The sequence below is a fragment of the Pseudomonas sp. 8O genome, from assembly GCF_902506495.1.
GTDB classification, from domain to species: domain Bacteria; phylum Pseudomonadota; class Gammaproteobacteria; order Pseudomonadales; family Pseudomonadaceae; genus Aquipseudomonas; species Aquipseudomonas chaetocerotis.
This window is the reverse complement of record NZ_LR733264.1, coordinates 760,350-775,864: the sequence shown is the minus strand read 5'-3', so window position 1 is coordinate 775,864 and position 15,515 is coordinate 760,350. Positions and strand designations below refer to the sequence as shown.

General features: G+C 62.8%; 10 protein-coding genes. All 10 read left to right on the top strand.

Going from position 1 to position 15,515, the window contains the following annotated elements:
- Positions 1 to 22 precede the first annotated feature (22 nt).
- Entirely contained in the window at positions 23 to 940 is a 918-nt protein-coding gene (metR, locus tag GV002_RS06385) for a transcriptional regulator MetR (RefSeq protein WP_160017561.1), read from the top strand.
- Positions 941 to 1,302: 362 nt separating this feature from the next.
- Positions 1,303 to 1,959, top strand: a complete 657-nt coding sequence (locus GV002_RS06380; protein WP_160017560.1) for a TetR/AcrR family transcriptional regulator — start codon at positions 1,303 to 1,305, stop codon at positions 1,957 to 1,959.
- 6 nt (positions 1,960 to 1,965) lie between these two features.
- The gene (locus GV002_RS06375; RefSeq protein ID WP_160017559.1) at positions 1,966 to 3,048 is read left to right on the top strand and encodes an efflux RND transporter periplasmic adaptor subunit; all 1,083 of its coding nucleotides are present in this window, start codon (positions 1,966 to 1,968) and stop codon (positions 3,046 to 3,048) included.
- 1 nt (position 3,049) lies between these two features.
- Positions 3,050 to 6,196, top strand: a complete 3,147-nt coding sequence (locus tag GV002_RS06370; RefSeq protein WP_160017558.1) for an efflux RND transporter permease subunit — start codon at positions 3,050 to 3,052, stop codon at positions 6,194 to 6,196.
- 800 nt (positions 6,197 to 6,996) lie between these two features.
- On the top strand, positions 6,997 to 8,307 hold the full coding sequence (gene algD / locus GV002_RS06365; RefSeq protein ID WP_160017557.1) for a GDP-mannose 6-dehydrogenase: 1,311 nt from the start codon (positions 6,997 to 6,999) through the stop codon (positions 8,305 to 8,307).
- Positions 8,308 to 8,471: 164 nt separating this feature from the next.
- A complete protein-coding gene (locus GV002_RS06360) occupies positions 8,472 to 9,896 on the top strand; it encodes a mannose-1-phosphate guanylyltransferase/mannose-6-phosphate isomerase (protein WP_160017556.1) in 1,425 nt (474 codons plus the stop codon).
- A 61-nt stretch (positions 9,897 to 9,957) separates the two neighbouring features.
- Entirely contained in the window at positions 9,958 to 11,478 is a 1,521-nt protein-coding gene (locus GV002_RS06355) for a glycosyltransferase (protein ID WP_160017555.1), read from the top strand.
- Positions 11,479 to 11,495: 17 nt separating this feature from the next.
- Positions 11,496 to 12,641, top strand: a complete 1,146-nt coding sequence (locus GV002_RS06350) for a PilZ domain-containing protein (protein ID WP_160017554.1) — start codon at positions 11,496 to 11,498, stop codon at positions 12,639 to 12,641.
- 43 nt (positions 12,642 to 12,684) lie between these two features.
- Positions 12,685 to 14,124, top strand: a complete 1,440-nt coding sequence (locus tag GV002_RS06345; RefSeq protein WP_178094614.1) for a sel1 repeat family protein — start codon at positions 12,685 to 12,687, stop codon at positions 14,122 to 14,124.
- Positions 14,121 to 15,512: an alginate export family protein gene (locus tag GV002_RS06340; RefSeq protein WP_160017552.1), complete on the top strand. Its 1,392-nt coding sequence runs from the start codon at positions 14,121 to 14,123 to the stop codon at positions 15,510 to 15,512. Before GV002_RS06345 ends, GV002_RS06340 begins: the two co-directional genes overlap by 4 nt.
- Positions 15,513 to 15,515: the final 3 nt, after the last annotated feature.

Below are 15,515 nucleotides of genomic sequence, written 5' to 3'. Positions count from 1 at the left end.
GAACTCCTCGCAGAGACCCGCCATGCTCGAGCTACGCCACCTGAAAACCCTGCACGCCCTGCGCGAAACCGACAGCCTGGTGGAGGCCGCCGAGCGCCTGCACCTGACCCAGTCGGCGCTGTCGCACCAGTTCAAGGAGCTGGAAGAACGCCTCGGCCTGCAGCTGTTCGTACGCAAGACCAAGCCGGTGCGCTTCACCAGCGCCGGCCTGCGCCTGCTGCAACTGGCCGATGCCACCCTGCCCCTGCTGCGCGGCGCCGAACGTGATCTGGCGCGCCTGGCCGGCGGTACTGCCGGTCGCCTGCACATGGCCATCGAATGCCACAGCTGCTTCCAGTGGCTGATGCCGACCATCGATCAGTTCCGCGATGCCTGGCCGGAAGTGGAGCTGGACCTGGCCTCGGGCTTCTCCTTCGCCCCACTGCCCGCCCTGGCCCGAGGCGATCTGGACCTGGTGGTGACGTCAGACCCCATCGAGCTGGCCGGTATCACCTATGTGCCACTGTTCACCTACGAGGCCATGCTCGCCGTGGCCAAACAGCACCGTCTGGCGCACAAGGCCTGCATCCAGCCACAGGATCTGGCCACGGAAACCCTGATCACCTACCCGGTGGAACGCGATCGCCTGGACATCTTCACGCGCTTTCTCGAACCCAACGATATCGAGCCGGCCCAGGTGCGCACCTCCGAGTTGACGGTGATGATGATGCAACTGGTGGCCAGCGGTCGTGGCGTATGCGGCCTGCCCAACTGGGCACTGCACGAGTACAGCTCGCGCGGTTACGTCAGCGCCAAGCGCCTGGGCGAAAAAGGGCTGTTCGCCACGCTCTACGCGGCGATCCGCACCGACATGCTCGACGCGCCGTTCATGCGCGACTTCCTGCTCACTGCCAAGGACACCTCCTTCGCCAGCCTCGAAGGCGTCAGCGTGGCGCGCTAGGCGCCGCTACAAAACCGACGGTACTGCAGGCGCAGCGCCCCGCGACGACCAAGACAGAGGCGCAACGCCAAAATCTCAGTCAGTTAAACAGGTGAAGGTGAGTGTGTAGGAGCCAGCTTGCTGGCGATCCACGCTTTGGCAATCATCAGTCCAGCTGAAGAAAAGCATCGTCGGCAAGCCGACTCCTACAGTTGCGCAGTGCCACAGGCCACGCGTATCGGTTTCCCCCCAAGCCACGCAGCGCACTGGGGAACCTCATCTGATCGGCATTAGTCCGCCAATTGACTTGTTACAACTCCCGTCTTGCTGCGCCGTGACCAACAGTCATAGCATGACCACCGGTCACAAAACCCGGAACCGCCATGCGCTACCAGGATCAACTTTTCCAGCAGCGGGAAAACGCCCTGCTGCAATCCGCTCGCCAGCTGTTTCAGGAGCAATCCTGGGATCGCGTCACCATCGCCGAGGTGGCCCGTCACGCCGGCATTGGCAAGGGCACGGTGTACAAGCACTTCTCCAGCAAGGAGGCGCTCTACGCGCGCCTGGTGCTGGACTGCTCGCGCCAGCATCTGAGCGAACTGCGTGAGACCGCGAACCGGGCTCCGCCTCGCGAAGCCATGCGCCATGTGATTCGCCGCGCCTTCGAACAACTGCTGGCCGACCCACTGCAAGCCCAGCTCTGCCTGCTGTGCGACCGCCCCGCCTTTCAGGAACGCCTGGACGCGCCCTACCGTGAACAGTTCCTCGAGCTGGAAGGTCAGTACATGGCCCTGTTCAACCAACTGCTGCAAGGCAGCTTCAGCGAACTGACACTCTCCCCCACGGATTGCCAACGCCTGCTGTGGGGCGTGGAGGCTTGCGTCAATGGCGTGATGGCCCGTATCGCCTCCGGCGGCTTCGCCCATTGGGCCGAACCCATCGAGCTGGATGCCTATTTCCAGCGCGTCACCGATTTCATCATTGCCGGCCTGCAAGGCCAGGCCGCCGCGCTGCATGCAGCGCCTGCACTCAGCGAGTAAACCCACATGTTCGCCCAACTCAGCAAGCGTCCCTGGATCATCGCCATCGTCATCGCAGTTCTGCTGCTGGCCTGGCTGTTCAGCGGCGAGCGTTTCGTCGCTCGCGACGATGTCGAGCCCGACCAACCCGCCACCAGCAACGATCTGGCGCGCGTCGAAATTCAATGGCTGGAAGCCCAACCCATGCAGCGCGAACATGTGGTGCAAGGGCAGGTCGAAGCCTGGCGCCGAGTGGAACTGCGCGCCCAGGTCAGCGGCAGCGTACAGAACCTGGATCAGGACAAGGGCAGCCGCGTCGCAGCCGATCAATTGCTGCTGAGCATTTCGCCAGACGACCGCCCGGCCCAGGTCGCGCGCAGCGAGGCCGATGTGCGCCAGCGTCAGAGCGACGTCACCGCGGCCAAGCGCCTGCGCGAACGCAGCCTGGTTTCGGCCAACGAGCTGATGCGCCTGGAAAGCGAGCTGGCCAAGGCACGCGCCGAACTCGACAGTGCCCGTCTGCAACTGCGCAACACCAAGATCAAGGCGCCGTTTGCCGGCATCTATGACCAGCGCATGGTCGAGCTGGGCGATTTCGTCCAGCCCGGCCAGAGTCTGCTGACCCTGGTGGATATCGACCGCCTCAAGGTCAGCGCACAGATTGCCCAGCAGCAGGTCACCCAGCTGGAACTGGGCCAACCGGTAAAAGTGGAACTGCTCGATGGCCGTACACTGCAAGGCGAACTGCACTTTATCGCCGCAGCTGCCGACCCCGGCTCGCGCAGCTTCCGCATCGAGGTCAAGGTGGACAACCCAGACAGCCTGCGCCTGGCCGGCGCCAGCGCCACCCTGCACATCCAGACCGGCGAAGCCATGGCCCATCGCCTGTCCCCTGCCCTGCTCAGCCTGGATGAAAGCGGCCGCCACGGCGTCAAGTGGGTCAACGAGGCGCAGCGCGTGGAGTTCACCCCAGTGCAACTGATCAGCGTCGACAACCAGGGCGCCTGGGTCAGCGGCCTGCCGCCGAAGGTAGCGTTGATCACCCTCGGCCAGGGCTTCGTCCAGCCCGGTCAGCAGGTACGCACGCAACTCGCGGCCGAGGGCAGTTGAGATGCACGCCTTGATCGCTGCTGCACTCGACCGTAGCCGTACCACCATCCTGGTCCTGCTGTTCCTGCTCTGCGGCGGGCTGGTGGCCTACATCGCCATGCCCAAGGAATCCAACCCGGACGTGGTCATTCCCATCATCTACGTTTCGGTGACCCTCGAAGGCATCAGCCCGGAAGACGGCGAACGCCTGCTGGTGCGTCCACTGGAGCAGGAGCTGCGCAGTCTCGAGGGCGTCAAGGAAATGCGCTCGGTATCCAGCGAAGGGCACGCCTCGGTTACCCTGGAGTTCGACGCCGGCTTCGACGCCAAGGTGGCGCTGGCCGATGTGCGCGAAAAGGTCGATACCGCGCGCAGCAAGCTACCAGAAGAAGCCGACGAGCCGACCGTCACCGAAGTCAACGTGGCGCTGTTCCCGGTTCTGTCGGTGGGGCTGTCCGGGCCGATTGCCGAAACCGAGCTGGTGTATATCGCCCGGCGCCTGAAGGAGAACATCGAGGGTATCGCCGAAGTGCTGTCGGTGGAGATCGGCGGCGACCGCGAGGACCTGCTGGAAATCGTCGTCGACCCCCAGGTGCTCGACAGCTACGGCATCGACTACAACGAGCTGTTCAACCTGGTCAGCCGCAACAACCGCCTGGTCGCCACCGGCAGCCTGGATACCGGCGCAGGCCGCATGAGCATGAAGGTGCCCGGTGTCATCGAAGACCTCGAAGACGTGATGCGCATGCCGATCAAGGTAGTCGGCGACAGCGTGGTCACCTTCGCCGATGTCGCCACCATTCGCCGCACCTTCAAGGACCCCACCGGCTTCGCCCGCATCAACGGCCAGCCGGCCATCGTGCTGGAAGTGGCCAAGCGCAGCGGCGCCAACATCATCGAGACCATCGACCAGGTCAAGGCATTGATGGAGCAGGCCAAACCCCTGCTGCCGCCGGGCGTTGAAGTCAGCTACATCATGGATCAGTCGCAGGAAGTGCAGAGCATGCTCGGCGACCTGCTCAACAACGTGCTCACCGCCATCGTCCTGGTACTGATCCTGGTAGTGGCGAGCATGGGCATGCGTTCGGCGCTGCTGGTCGGCCTGACCATTCCCGGAGCCTTCCTCAGCGGCATCCTGCTGATCTGGATGCTCGGCTTCACCCTCAATATCGTCGTGCTGTTCAGCCTGATCCTGGTGGCCGGCATGCTGGTGGATGGAGCCATCGTCGTCTCCGAGCTGGCCGACCGCTACCTGCACCAGGGCCAGACGCCTCGTCAGGCCTGGGCCAATGCCGCAACACGGATGGCCTGGCCGGTGATCGCCTCAACCGCCACCACCCTGGTGGTGTTCCTGCCGCTGCTGTTCTGGCCGGGCGTGGTCGGTCAGTTCATGAAGTACCTGCCGGCCACGGTGATTCTCTGCCTGCTGGCATCGCTGGCCATGGCCCTGGTGTTTCTGCCAGTGCTCGGCGCCGTCACCGGCGGCCAGGCACGGCCGCAGGCACAGAGCGCCAGCCGCGCGGGCAGTGCCTATCGCCGCCTGCTGGAAAAGCTGCTCAAGCGCCCCGGCCTGACCCTGCTCGGCATGCTCGCGCTGATCGCGCTGATCTATGTCGGCTACGGCCGCTTCAACCATGGCGTGGAGTTCTTCCCTGACGTCGAACCGGAAAGTGCACAGATCTGGCTGCGTGCACGTGGCGACCTGTCGGTGCAGGAGAAAGACGCCCTGCTCAAGCAAGTGGAAAACCAGGTGCTGGGCATGCGCGAGGTCAAGGCACTGTATGCGCGCTCTCTGGCGCAGCCGGACGGCCAACTCGGTGCCGATGTGATCGGCACCCTGCAGTTCCAGTTCGTCGACTGGCATCAGCGCCGCCCGGCCAAGGACATCCTCGCCGAAATGAGCCAGCGCACCGCCGGTATTCCCGGCGTGGTGCTGGAGTTCCGCAAGCAGGAACAGGGCCCCACCGACGGCAAGCCGGTGAAGCTGCAGATCAGCTCGCTGGACCCGGCACTGGGCGAGCAGTGGGTCGAGCGTATCCGCGGGGAAATGCAGAAGCTCGGCGGCTTCGCCGATATCGAAGATGACCGTGCGCTGCCCGGCATCGAATGGCGAATCAAGGTCGACCGCGAGGCCGCTGCGCGCTTCGGCGCGGACGTACTCAGCGTCGGCAACGCCGTGCAGATGATCACCAACGGCCTGAAACTGGCGACCTACCGTCCCGAAGATGCCACCGACGAAGTGGACATCCGCGTGCGCCTGCCCGGCAACTGGCGCTCGCTCGACCAACTCGGCCGCCTGACCCTCAATACAACGGCCGGCCAGGTACCGCTGAGCAACTTCGTCGACCTGCAGCCTGCGCCCAAGGTCGGCACCCTGCGCCGCGTCGATGGCGACCGCACCATCACCCTGCAGGCCGACCTGGCCGAAGGTGCGCGCCTGGACGAACGCCTCAAGGCGTTGCGCGAAGCGCTCGGCGATGTACCGGCCGAGGTCAAGGTGAAGTTCGCCGGCGAGGATGCCGACCAGCGCGAGGCGGCCACCTTCCTGATGACCGCCTTCGTCATCGCCATCTTCCTCATGGCGATCATTCTGGTGACACAGTTCAACAGCCTCTACCAGGCAGCACTGGTGTTGTCGGCCATCGTCCTGTCCACCGCCGGCGTGTTGATAGGCCTGCTGGTCAATGGTCAGTCGTTCGGCATCGTCATGGTCGGCATGGGCCTGATCGCCCTGGCCGGCATCGTGGTGAACAACAACATCATCCTGATCGACACTTACAATCAGTTGCGCCGCCAGGGTCTGGAGCCGCGCGAAGCAGCGTTGGAAACCGGCAGCCTGCGCCTGCGTCCGGTGCTGCTCACCGCGGTGACCACCATCCTCGGCCTGATGCCCATGGTGCTCAGCATCAACGTCGACCTGCTCACCCCGAGCCTTGGTTTCGGCGCGCCCTCGACGCAGTGGTGGACGCAACTGTCCAGCGCCATCGCCGGCGGCCTGGCCTTCGCCACCGTGCTGACGCTGCTGCTCACACCTTGCCTGCTGGTACTCGGTGCCCGCTTCGAGCGCCGCCCGCCACCGCTGGAGACCTACGACACCGACCTGCTCGACCTGCCAGAACACCTGATCGCCGCCAAACCCGACAAGGCGCAGGTGCAGCGCACCAGCTGACGCCTAACCTCCCTGGAATACATGGCAAAACGCCAGATATCGCCTAGGCTAACCAGCAACGATGCTTAGGGCGGGAATGGAAAGACGGCAGGGATGCTCTTGACAGGCAGCAGACGCGCAAGGCGTCTTGCAGAAACGACAAAGCCCTCTCGCGGAGGGCTTTGCTTTTCCACTCGCGCCACATTGCTCAGCGGAAGGAATACCGAGCTAACGAAGTGTATGGGGTCGGCATCCTGCCTGTTGGCCACTTCGTTAGCCCGGTGACCGGAGAGTAGTTCAGGCAGTGGCACTGTGCCAAGCCTCAATTACGTGGCATGACTCACAGAGCGGAGCAGCTCTCCAACGCAAGCTGTCGCCCTTCGAAATTCCCCTGTCTATTCGCATGACGGCTAATCAGCACTCCCGCTCCCAGCGTTGAACACGGCACAGCGCACTCATGCACAACTTCCGAGCAGAACCTTACTGCAGCGCCATACAACTAAGCACAAAAGATAATGTTTTTATGGCGCCATAAAAATAACACACTAAAAAGCTGCAACTATTTTTTGGCGCCCAAAAAACAGCAAATATAAGTATTTGTTTTTATTGATAAAAAAATTAAATCCTGACAATAAAAAACAATTCAAAACTTTTGGTTCAGGTTTTGCTTGAAATGCCAAAACAGCCAACTTAGTATCCGCGCCAATTCGAGCACCCCTATTCGATTGCAGTCACCATTACGCAATCTTAGTGGCGTACTTAATGAACACGGATGTTGGCCAATTCAAACCGGCTAACTCATTTATATGAGAGAGGGACCTATGAGAATCAGCATCTTTGGATTGGGTTATGTAGGCGCCGTATGCGCCGGTTGCTTGTCGGCTCGCGGCCATGAGGTCATCGGCGTCGACGTCTCGCAAACCAAGATCGACCTGATCAATCAAGGCAAGTCCCCCATTGTCGAACCCGGCCTCGCCGAACTGCTCGAAGCTGGCGTCAACTCCGGCCTGCTGCGTGGCACCACCGATGTGGGTGCCGCAGTGCTGGCCAGCGAACTGTCCTTCATTGCCGTGGGCACGCCGAGCAAGCGCAATGGCGACCTCGATCTCGGCTACATGGAATCGGTGTGCAAGCAGATCGGTACCGCCCTGCGCGACAAGCAGGAACGCCACACCGTGGTCGTACGCAGTACGGTCCTGCCGGGCACGGTAAAGAACGTGGTGATCCCCCTGATCGAAGCAGCGTCCGGCAAGAAAGCCGGTGTCGATTTCGGCGTGGCCACCAACCCGGAATTCCTGCGTGAAAGCACGGCGATCAAGGATTACGACTTCCCGGCCATGACCGTGATCGGAGAACTGGACGAACAGTCTGGCGATCTTCTGCAAGAGCTGTACAGCGAGCTGGACGCCCCGATCATCCGCAAGTCCATCGAAGTGGCGGAGATGATCAAGTACACCTGCAACGTCTGGCACGCGGCCAAGGTCACCTTCGCCAACGAGATCGGCAACATCGCCAAGGCAGCCGGCGTCGACGGCCGCGAAGTGATGGATGTGGTCTGCCAGGATCACAAGCTCAACCTCTCCAAGTACTACATGAAGCCCGGCTTCGCCTTCGGCGGCTCGTGCCTGCCCAAGGATGTGCGTGCCCTCTCCTACCGCGCCGGCAGCCTGGACGTGGAAACGCCGCTGATCGGCTCGCTGATGCGCAGCAACGCCGCCCAGGTGAAGAAGGCCTTCGACATCGTCACCCACTATGACAAGCGCCGCATCGGCCTGCTGGGCCTGAGCTTCAAGGCCGGCACCGACGACCTGCGGGAAAGCCCTCTGGTCGAACTGGCTGAAATGCTGATCGGCAAAGGCTACGAACTGCGCATATTCGACAGCAACGTCGAGTACGCCCGGGTGTTCGGTGCGAACAAGGAATACATCGAATCGAAGATCCCCCACGTTTCCTCGCTGCTGTGCAAGGAGCTCGACGAGGTGGTCGCGCAGTCCGACGTGCTGATCATCGGCAACGGCGAACAGCGCTTCGCCGAGGTCATGAACAGCGTCGGCGACGACAAACAGATCGTCGATCTCGTGGGGTTCATGGCGCATGCCACCCAAGCCAACAAGGAAGGTATCTGCTGGTAGCAGCAATCTAGGGCCTTTTCGAAAAGCCGCCGAGCGTAGGCACTTTTCGTACAGAGCCTAACAAGAACAGAGGCGGCACCGGTCAGGTGCCGCTTGGTTGGTCATGGCGTGTCGCCAGTTCACTGCCCATACGATCCGAATCGATGTTTACAAGGAGTGACAGCATGATTCCTCTGATTTTGTCCGGCGGCAGTGGCTCCAGACTCTGGCCTCTCTCGCGCAAGCTATATCCCAAGCAGTTCCTGGCCCTCACTGGCAGCGAAACCCTGTTTCAGCAGACGCTCGGCCGCCTGGCAATCGAGGGCATCAACAAGCCTATCGTGGTGTGCAACGAGGAACATCGTTTCATCGTCAGCGAGCAACTTGCCGCTATCGGCAACGAGGCGCAGACGATTCTGCTGGAACCGTTCGGCCGCAACACCGCGCCGGCCGTGGCCATCGCCGCCATGCACTTGCTCGCCGCCGGCCGCGACGAGCTGCTCCTGGTTCTGCCGGCCGATCACGTGATCGAAGACTTGCCGGTATTCCACAGCGCACTCGGCGTGGCTCGCAAGGCTGCCGAACAGGGCGAGATGGTGCTGTTCGGCATCCCCGCCCAGCGCCCTGAAACCGGTTACGGCTATATCAGGACCGGCGAGCGATCCGGGCTGCCAGGTGGTGTTCTGTCAGTCGAGCAGTTCGTCGAGAAACCCGATCTGGCCACCGCCAGCGAATTCGTGGCGCAGGGTGACTACGTCTGGAACAGCGGCATGTTCCTGTTCCGCTGCAGCCGCTACCTGGAAGAGCTGCAACGCCACGATCAGGACATCTACGACACCTGCCAGCTGGCGCTCAGCCGCAGCAAGAGCGACCTGCAGTTCATCCGTATCGACCCCAGCGCCTTCGAGTGTTGCCCGGACAACTCCATCGACTACGCGGTGATGGAAAAGACCGATCGCGCCTGCGTGGTACCGCTCGCGGCAGGCTGGAACGATGTCGGTTCCTGGTCCGCACTGTGGGACGTCCAGGACAAGGACGACCAGGGCAACAGCCGCTCTGGTGACGTGGTGATCCATGACAGCCAGGACTGCCTGGCTCACAGCCAGAGCAAGCTGGTGACCCTGGTCGGCCTTAAGGATGTGGTGGTGGTGGAGACCAAGGACGCCGTGATGGTCGCCCACAAGGATCGCGTGCAGGACGTCAAGCAACTGGTCAATACCCTCACCTGCGACGGGCGCGCCGAGGCGCAGAACCATTGCCAGGTCTATCGCCCGTGGGGCAGCTACGACTCCATCGACAGTGGCAACCGCTTTCAGGTCAAACGCATCGTGGTCAAACCAGGCGCCAGCCTGTCGCTGCAAAAGCACCACCACCGTGCCGAGCACTGGATCGTGGTCTCGGGCACCGCGCGGGTGACCTGTGACGACAAGACCTTCCTGCTCTGGGAGAACCAGTCGACCTACATCCCCATCGCCGCCGTTCACCGCCTGGCCAACCCCGGCAAGATTCCCCTGGAGATCATCGAGGTCCAGTCCGGCAGCTACTTGGGCGAGGACGACATCGAGCGCTTCGAGGATGTCTACGGCCGCACCGACGCCACGATCAGCTAGCGACTTTCGGCGTCACAGCGGCTGACGCTCGTACACGGCTTCACTGGAGGAAGCACGTCACATGCCTAGGTTATTCAATGGGGTCGACACCTCATCCGGTTTCGGCAAGCTGTGCGGTTGGCTATGCCTGATCGCCTTGCTCGCACTTGCCTCGGAAATGGTCGACCCGAGCTACCTCGACCCGTCGCATCAGAAATTCATTTTTCTGATCGGCGCACTGGGCATGTGGCGTTACGGCAACGCCGCCACTCACTACCTGCGCGGCATGTACTTCCTGCACTGGCGTTTCCCACGGATGCGCAAGGCCGTCGAACGCATGGGGGCCGCGGCACTGCCCGAACACATGTTCATGGTGGTGACCAGCTTCCGCATCCCGACCCACACCACCTTCAAGGTTTACCAGTCGGTGTTTCAGGAAGTGCAACGGATGCCAGTGCCCTGCACCGTCATCGCCTCGATCGTGGAGAAAGGCGACGAGAACTTCATCAAGGACATCATGCGTCAGGAAGTCCGCGACCGCGACGACATCAAGCTGATCATCATACGCGCCCGCGGCACCGGCAAACGCGACGGCCTGGCGCATGCCTTTCGTGCGCTGTCCCGGCAGATGCCGCTGGAGAACGCCGTGGTCGGTGTGGTCGATGGCGACACCATGATGCTGCCCGGCTGCGTCGAGCGCGCCGTCAGCATGTTCGCCTATCTGCCCAGCGTCGGCGGCATCACCACCAACGAGTTCTGCGAGGTGGAAGGCAGCCGGCTGATGCAGGAATGGCACACCATGCGCTTCGTCCAGCGGCACATCAACATGTGCTCGATGGCACTGAGCAAACGCGTGCTGACCATGACCGGGCGCCTGTCGTTCTTCCGCGCCAGCGTGATGACCAACCCGGAATTCATCAAGGACGTGGAAGCCGACTTCCTCGATCACTGGCGACTGGGGCGCTTCCAGTTCCTCACTGGCGACGACAAGTCCTCCTGGTTCAGCCTGATGCGCGCCGGCTGGGACACCTTCTACGTGCCCGACAGCCACACCCTGACGGTGGAGCATCCACCCGACAACAGCTTCCTGCGCGCGACCCGGCAACTGATGTACCGCTGGTACGGCAACTCGCTGCGGCAGAACTTCCGCGCCACCCGACTGCTGGGCCTCGACCGCCTGGGCCTGTTCACCATGTACGTGCTGTACGACCAGCGCGTGTCCATGTGGACCTGCCTGATGGGTCTGAGCGCCTCGGTGGTGGCCGGCCTGCTGTTCGGCATCCAGTACCTGTTGCTGTACCTGTTCTGGGTGCTGTTGTCGCGCACCCTGGTAACGCTGTTGTTCTTCTTCACCAAGCACCCGGTGCATCCGATGTACCCCTTCGTTCTGTATTACAACCAGATCGTCGGCTCGGTGATGAAGGTTTACACCATGTTCCACATGGACCAGCAGAGCTGGACCCGGCAAAAGACCACGCTCAGCAATGGCAGCGTCAGTTTCGATGCGGCCCTTAATCGATGGACGTCGAAGACGATGTTGTTGTCCTCCATTGCCATCTTCTTCGGGGTCATTTCGGTCCTGCTAGAACTCACGCAACCTTAAGTAAAGGCGCGAATGCTATGAGTAGCACCACTGTCTTACCTGCAAATGTTGTTCACGAAGCGATCGATGAGCGCCAGTTCGTCCGCGCCAAGATTCCCGCCCGCATCAGCCTGCAAGGTCACGGCCTGAACGGCGTGGAATGCGAGATCCTGGACATCTCCCTGGGCGGCATCGGTCTGTCCCACGAGCAGCCGCTGAAGCTCGGCAGCCTGTTCCAGGGCTCGATCAAGCTGAAGCTGAACAATATCGACCTGAACATCGACACCAAGCTGAAGATCGTCTCCCAGCGCGGCCATGAAGTGGGCGCCGAGTTCGTCGAACTGGATCGGCAGAAGCGCGACATCCTGCGCTACATCATCTCGGCCTACATGTCCGGCGACATCGCCGACATCAACGGCCTGTTCAACGTGATGCAGCGCGAGAACTACATCAAGGAGCGCAAGACCAAACAGGCCAGCTCGCGCACGCCCACGGAACGCCTGAAGGCGGCGCTGGGTTCGATGCTGTTTCTCGGCGCAGGCCTGGCGGCACTGAGCCTGATCCTCTACAAGAGCTACCTGCTGTTCTTCCAGATGCCGGCCGCACAGGCGGTGGTCAGCGCCAATGCCTACGTGGTGAGCATGCCGGAGAACGGCAACCTCAAGTACCTGATCGGCCCCGAGCAGACCAGCGTGAGCACCGGCCAGCCGCTGGCCAGCGTGTCCACGCAACTGGCCAGCAGCCTGACCAGCCCGACGGACATCGCCGCCCTGGCCAGCCTTTCCGATCAGGATGCAGCCGCCCTGCTCGGCCGCGTGACCGTCGAGACGGTGATCGCCAGCCCCTGCGACTGCAGCCTGTACTTCCCCCGCCCGCGCATGGACGGCTTTGCCTACAAGCAGGAGCAACTGGTGCATCTGCTGCCGCAGGACCAGCCGCTGAACGTCAAGGCCAGCGTGCCGTTCGATCGCATGGACAAGATCGAGCGCGTGCGGGCGGTCGAGATGCGTGTGCTGGGTAGCGACGCCCTCTACAGCGGCGAAATCATCGCCAGCCGCGTCGACGACCAACGGCAGATGGTCGAGCTGACCATCAAGCCTGATCAGGCGTTGCCGCGCAGCGCCTATCAATTGCCGACGGCCGTCGACTTCAAGCTCGGCCTGCCCCTGCGCTGGACGTTCTGAGGTCGCCATGCCGGTCAGATACCTTCTTTGCACAACTGCCCTGATGCTGGCTCTCGCCAGCTCGGCGCATGCGGCGCGCAGCCTCGAACAGGTCCGTTATGCGCTGTTTCAGGACGGCCAGGCACAGGTCGAAGAAGACCTGCGCCATCTGTCCGCGCGTGGCGACCTGGGCGCAACGCGCCTGCTCGGCGAAGTGCTGGCCGGCCGCAGCCCGGCGAATACCACGCAGGCCATCGACCTGTTCAAGCAGGCCTTTGCCGATGGCCGCGGTGACATCGGCGCGCTGATCCCCCTCGCCCGGCTGGTGGACAACAAGCCGCGCTGGCGCGAAGCCAATCGCGCGTACATGCGTCAGGCCCTCAGCCGCTTTACCGCTGGGCGAGACTTCATCGCCGTCGACACGCGCCTGGAGGTGTTCCTGGTCTACCCCGAGCTGTTCAAGCAGGACGAGGTTACCCGCCTGATCGAGCTCTATGACCGCGCCTGCCTGATCTACTGCCACGCGCCGCTGTACCGAGCGGTGGCGGCAGCCCGCTACGGTGAAAGAAGCGAAGCCGAGAAGTGGTTCCAGCTGGCCGTGGAAAGCGACCCGCGCGCCGTGCAGCGCTATTACGAGTTTCTTGGTGAGCAGCGCAACGTGCTGTTTCGCGCCTTCGCCGAACGCCTGGTGCCGCGCATGAACGCCCTGCCCGTCGACCTGGTGCACCGCATTGCCCAGCAGGTAGCGAACATCCGCAACATCGAGATCAGCACCTACAACAACAACCGCCCGACCACCCGCGCGCAGAACGACGAAGAAAAACAGGCCCGCGAGCTCAAGGCGAAGGCCCATGCCAGCCTGGTCGAACAGCTCGACCGCGAAGTGCTGCAGTGGCTGGACAACGCCATCGAGCGTGATTTCGGTCCGGCCATGCTGAGCAAAGCCAGCTTCCTCATGACCGCACCGGACCGCTACGGCCCGGAGCCGGTGCTGGCCCTGATCCAGCGCCTGGAACAACGCCAGGGCGAGAGCCTGACCCTGAGCATGGCCGAACGGGAAAACCCGATCACCCCGCAGCGCATCAAGGCACTGCGCGCCAGCCTGCACATGGTGCTGTGGCGCACCCTCGATCCGCAGTTGAGCCAACGCCTGATCACCGAGCTGCAGGCCGAGCAGTACCCCGAAGCACAGCTGCTCGAAGGCGACCTGTACAGCCAGGGCGGGCTGGACGAGCCCGATCAGGATCGCGCCCTGGCGCTGTACATGGCAGAAGCCCGCCAGGGTTCGGTGAACGCCCTGCTGCGCATCGCTCGCCTCTATACCTACGGCCGCGCCATCTGCCGCGATAACGGCAAGGCCTACAGCTTCGCCTATGCCGCCCACGAGCTGGGCGACCAGCGCGCCACCGATCTGATGCACTCGCTCAGCACCCGGCTCACGCCTGAACAGCGCGATATAGCCGCCGCCGAAGGCAACCGTCTTATCGAGGAATCCATACTGTGAGCGCTCCCAATACCCTTGGCCGCGCAGCCCTGCTGCTCGCCTGCCTGCCGCTCGGTCTGCTGCACGCAGACGAAACCAGCATCGCCTCGCCCGAGCTGGAACCGGTCACCTCGCTGCTGACGCACAAGCTGTTCCTGCGTACCGGCTACGGGCCGGACGAAACGCGCCTGGGCGAAGACCGTCGCAGCTTCTTCAGCCTGCGCTACGAACCGTCCTATCGCTGGTACTCCCCCGAACAACGCTGGGCCAAGTGGGAAGCCTTCGGCCGCCTGTGGCTCAACTACGACACCGATCCGAATGCCCTGCAAAGCGACGAGGGCAACGACGAGAACCTGTCGAGCCGGCGCCATGCCTACAGCGAAGCCCGCGAGTTCTATGTACGCCGCAACCTGCTGGGCGACGACCCGCGCTTCTCCGCGACTTTCGGTCGCCAGCGCTTCAGTGATCGTTTCGGCATCTGGTGGGACGACAGCATCGAAGCCCTGCGCCTGGACTACAACGACAGCTTCGGCAAAGGCTTCGTCGCCATCGCCGAGAAGTTCTACTACTACAACTCCGACGACAACCGCCTCGACCCGCGCGACAAGAAAATTCGCTACCTGATGGCCGAGTACGCCTGGCGCTGGCATGCCGATCACTGGATCGGCGCGCGCCTGCTGCACGAGGACGACTACTCGGGCAGCTCGCCCGATGATCGCCAGGACTTCGACGGCCTGCGTTACGGCGTATTCCTGCATGGTGACACCCGCCACCTGACCTCGCTGGTCAGCGACTACCACCTGGAAGTCGCGGCACTCGACGGCAGGCAGGAAACCACGCAGAACAATGGCCTGCGCGACAGCGGCGACAAGACCGGCTGGGCCGTGGTAGCGGATGTCGGCAAGCGCTTCGAAACGCTGCCATGGACACCGCGCGTGGGCATCAGTGGTGGTATCACCGATCGCCCGGACGACAGCGGCAGCGACGGTTTCACCCTCAACCGCATCCAGTCCGACCGGCGCAACGATCCGCTGAGCTACAGCAGTCGCCTGGTCAGCAACCTGGTCAGCGTCAACCTGAGCAACCTGGCCTTCTACGGCATCGTGCTGGAAACCCAGCCCACCGACCGCACTGCGCTGGATCTGCGCATCAGCGATCTGCATCTGCGCAACCGTTCGGCGCAGCTGCCCCTGCGCACCACCACCGAAGGCGTGGTGCGCGATACCGGCTCGTCCCATCTGGGCCAGGTGCTGGACATCAACCACTACTGGCGCATGTTCCCGCTGGCCTACGACGGCAAGCGGGTACAGCTCAACACCCTGGCCAGCCTGAGCTACTTCAAGGCCGGCAGTGCGCTGGAAATCGGTGATGACTATCAACTGACGCTGGGCATAACCCTGACTTACTGACCG

Excerpts from the sequence above, each read along its gene's own strand:
- metR (WP_160017561.1), top strand. The coding sequence starts at position 23 with ATGCTCGAGCTACGCCACCTGAAAACCCTGCACGCCCTGCGCGAAACC.
- GV002_RS06380 (WP_160017560.1), top strand. The coding sequence starts at position 1,303 with ATGCGCTACCAGGATCAACTTTTCCAGCAGCGGGAAAACGCCCTGCTG.
- GV002_RS06375 (WP_160017559.1), top strand. The coding sequence starts at position 1,966 with ATGTTCGCCCAACTCAGCAAGCGTCCCTGGATCATCGCCATCGTCATC.
- GV002_RS06370 (WP_160017558.1), top strand. The coding sequence starts at position 3,050 with ATGCACGCCTTGATCGCTGCTGCACTCGACCGTAGCCGTACCACCATC.
- algD (WP_160017557.1), top strand. The coding sequence starts at position 6,997 with ATGAGAATCAGCATCTTTGGATTGGGTTATGTAGGCGCCGTATGCGCC.
- GV002_RS06360 (WP_160017556.1), top strand. The coding sequence starts at position 8,472 with ATGATTCCTCTGATTTTGTCCGGCGGCAGTGGCTCCAGACTCTGGCCT.
- GV002_RS06355 (WP_160017555.1), top strand. The coding sequence starts at position 9,958 with ATGCCTAGGTTATTCAATGGGGTCGACACCTCATCCGGTTTCGGCAAG.
- GV002_RS06350 (WP_160017554.1), top strand. The coding sequence starts at position 11,496 with ATGAGTAGCACCACTGTCTTACCTGCAAATGTTGTTCACGAAGCGATC.
- GV002_RS06345 (WP_178094614.1), top strand. The coding sequence starts at position 12,685 with ATGCTGGCTCTCGCCAGCTCGGCGCATGCGGCGCGCAGCCTCGAACAG.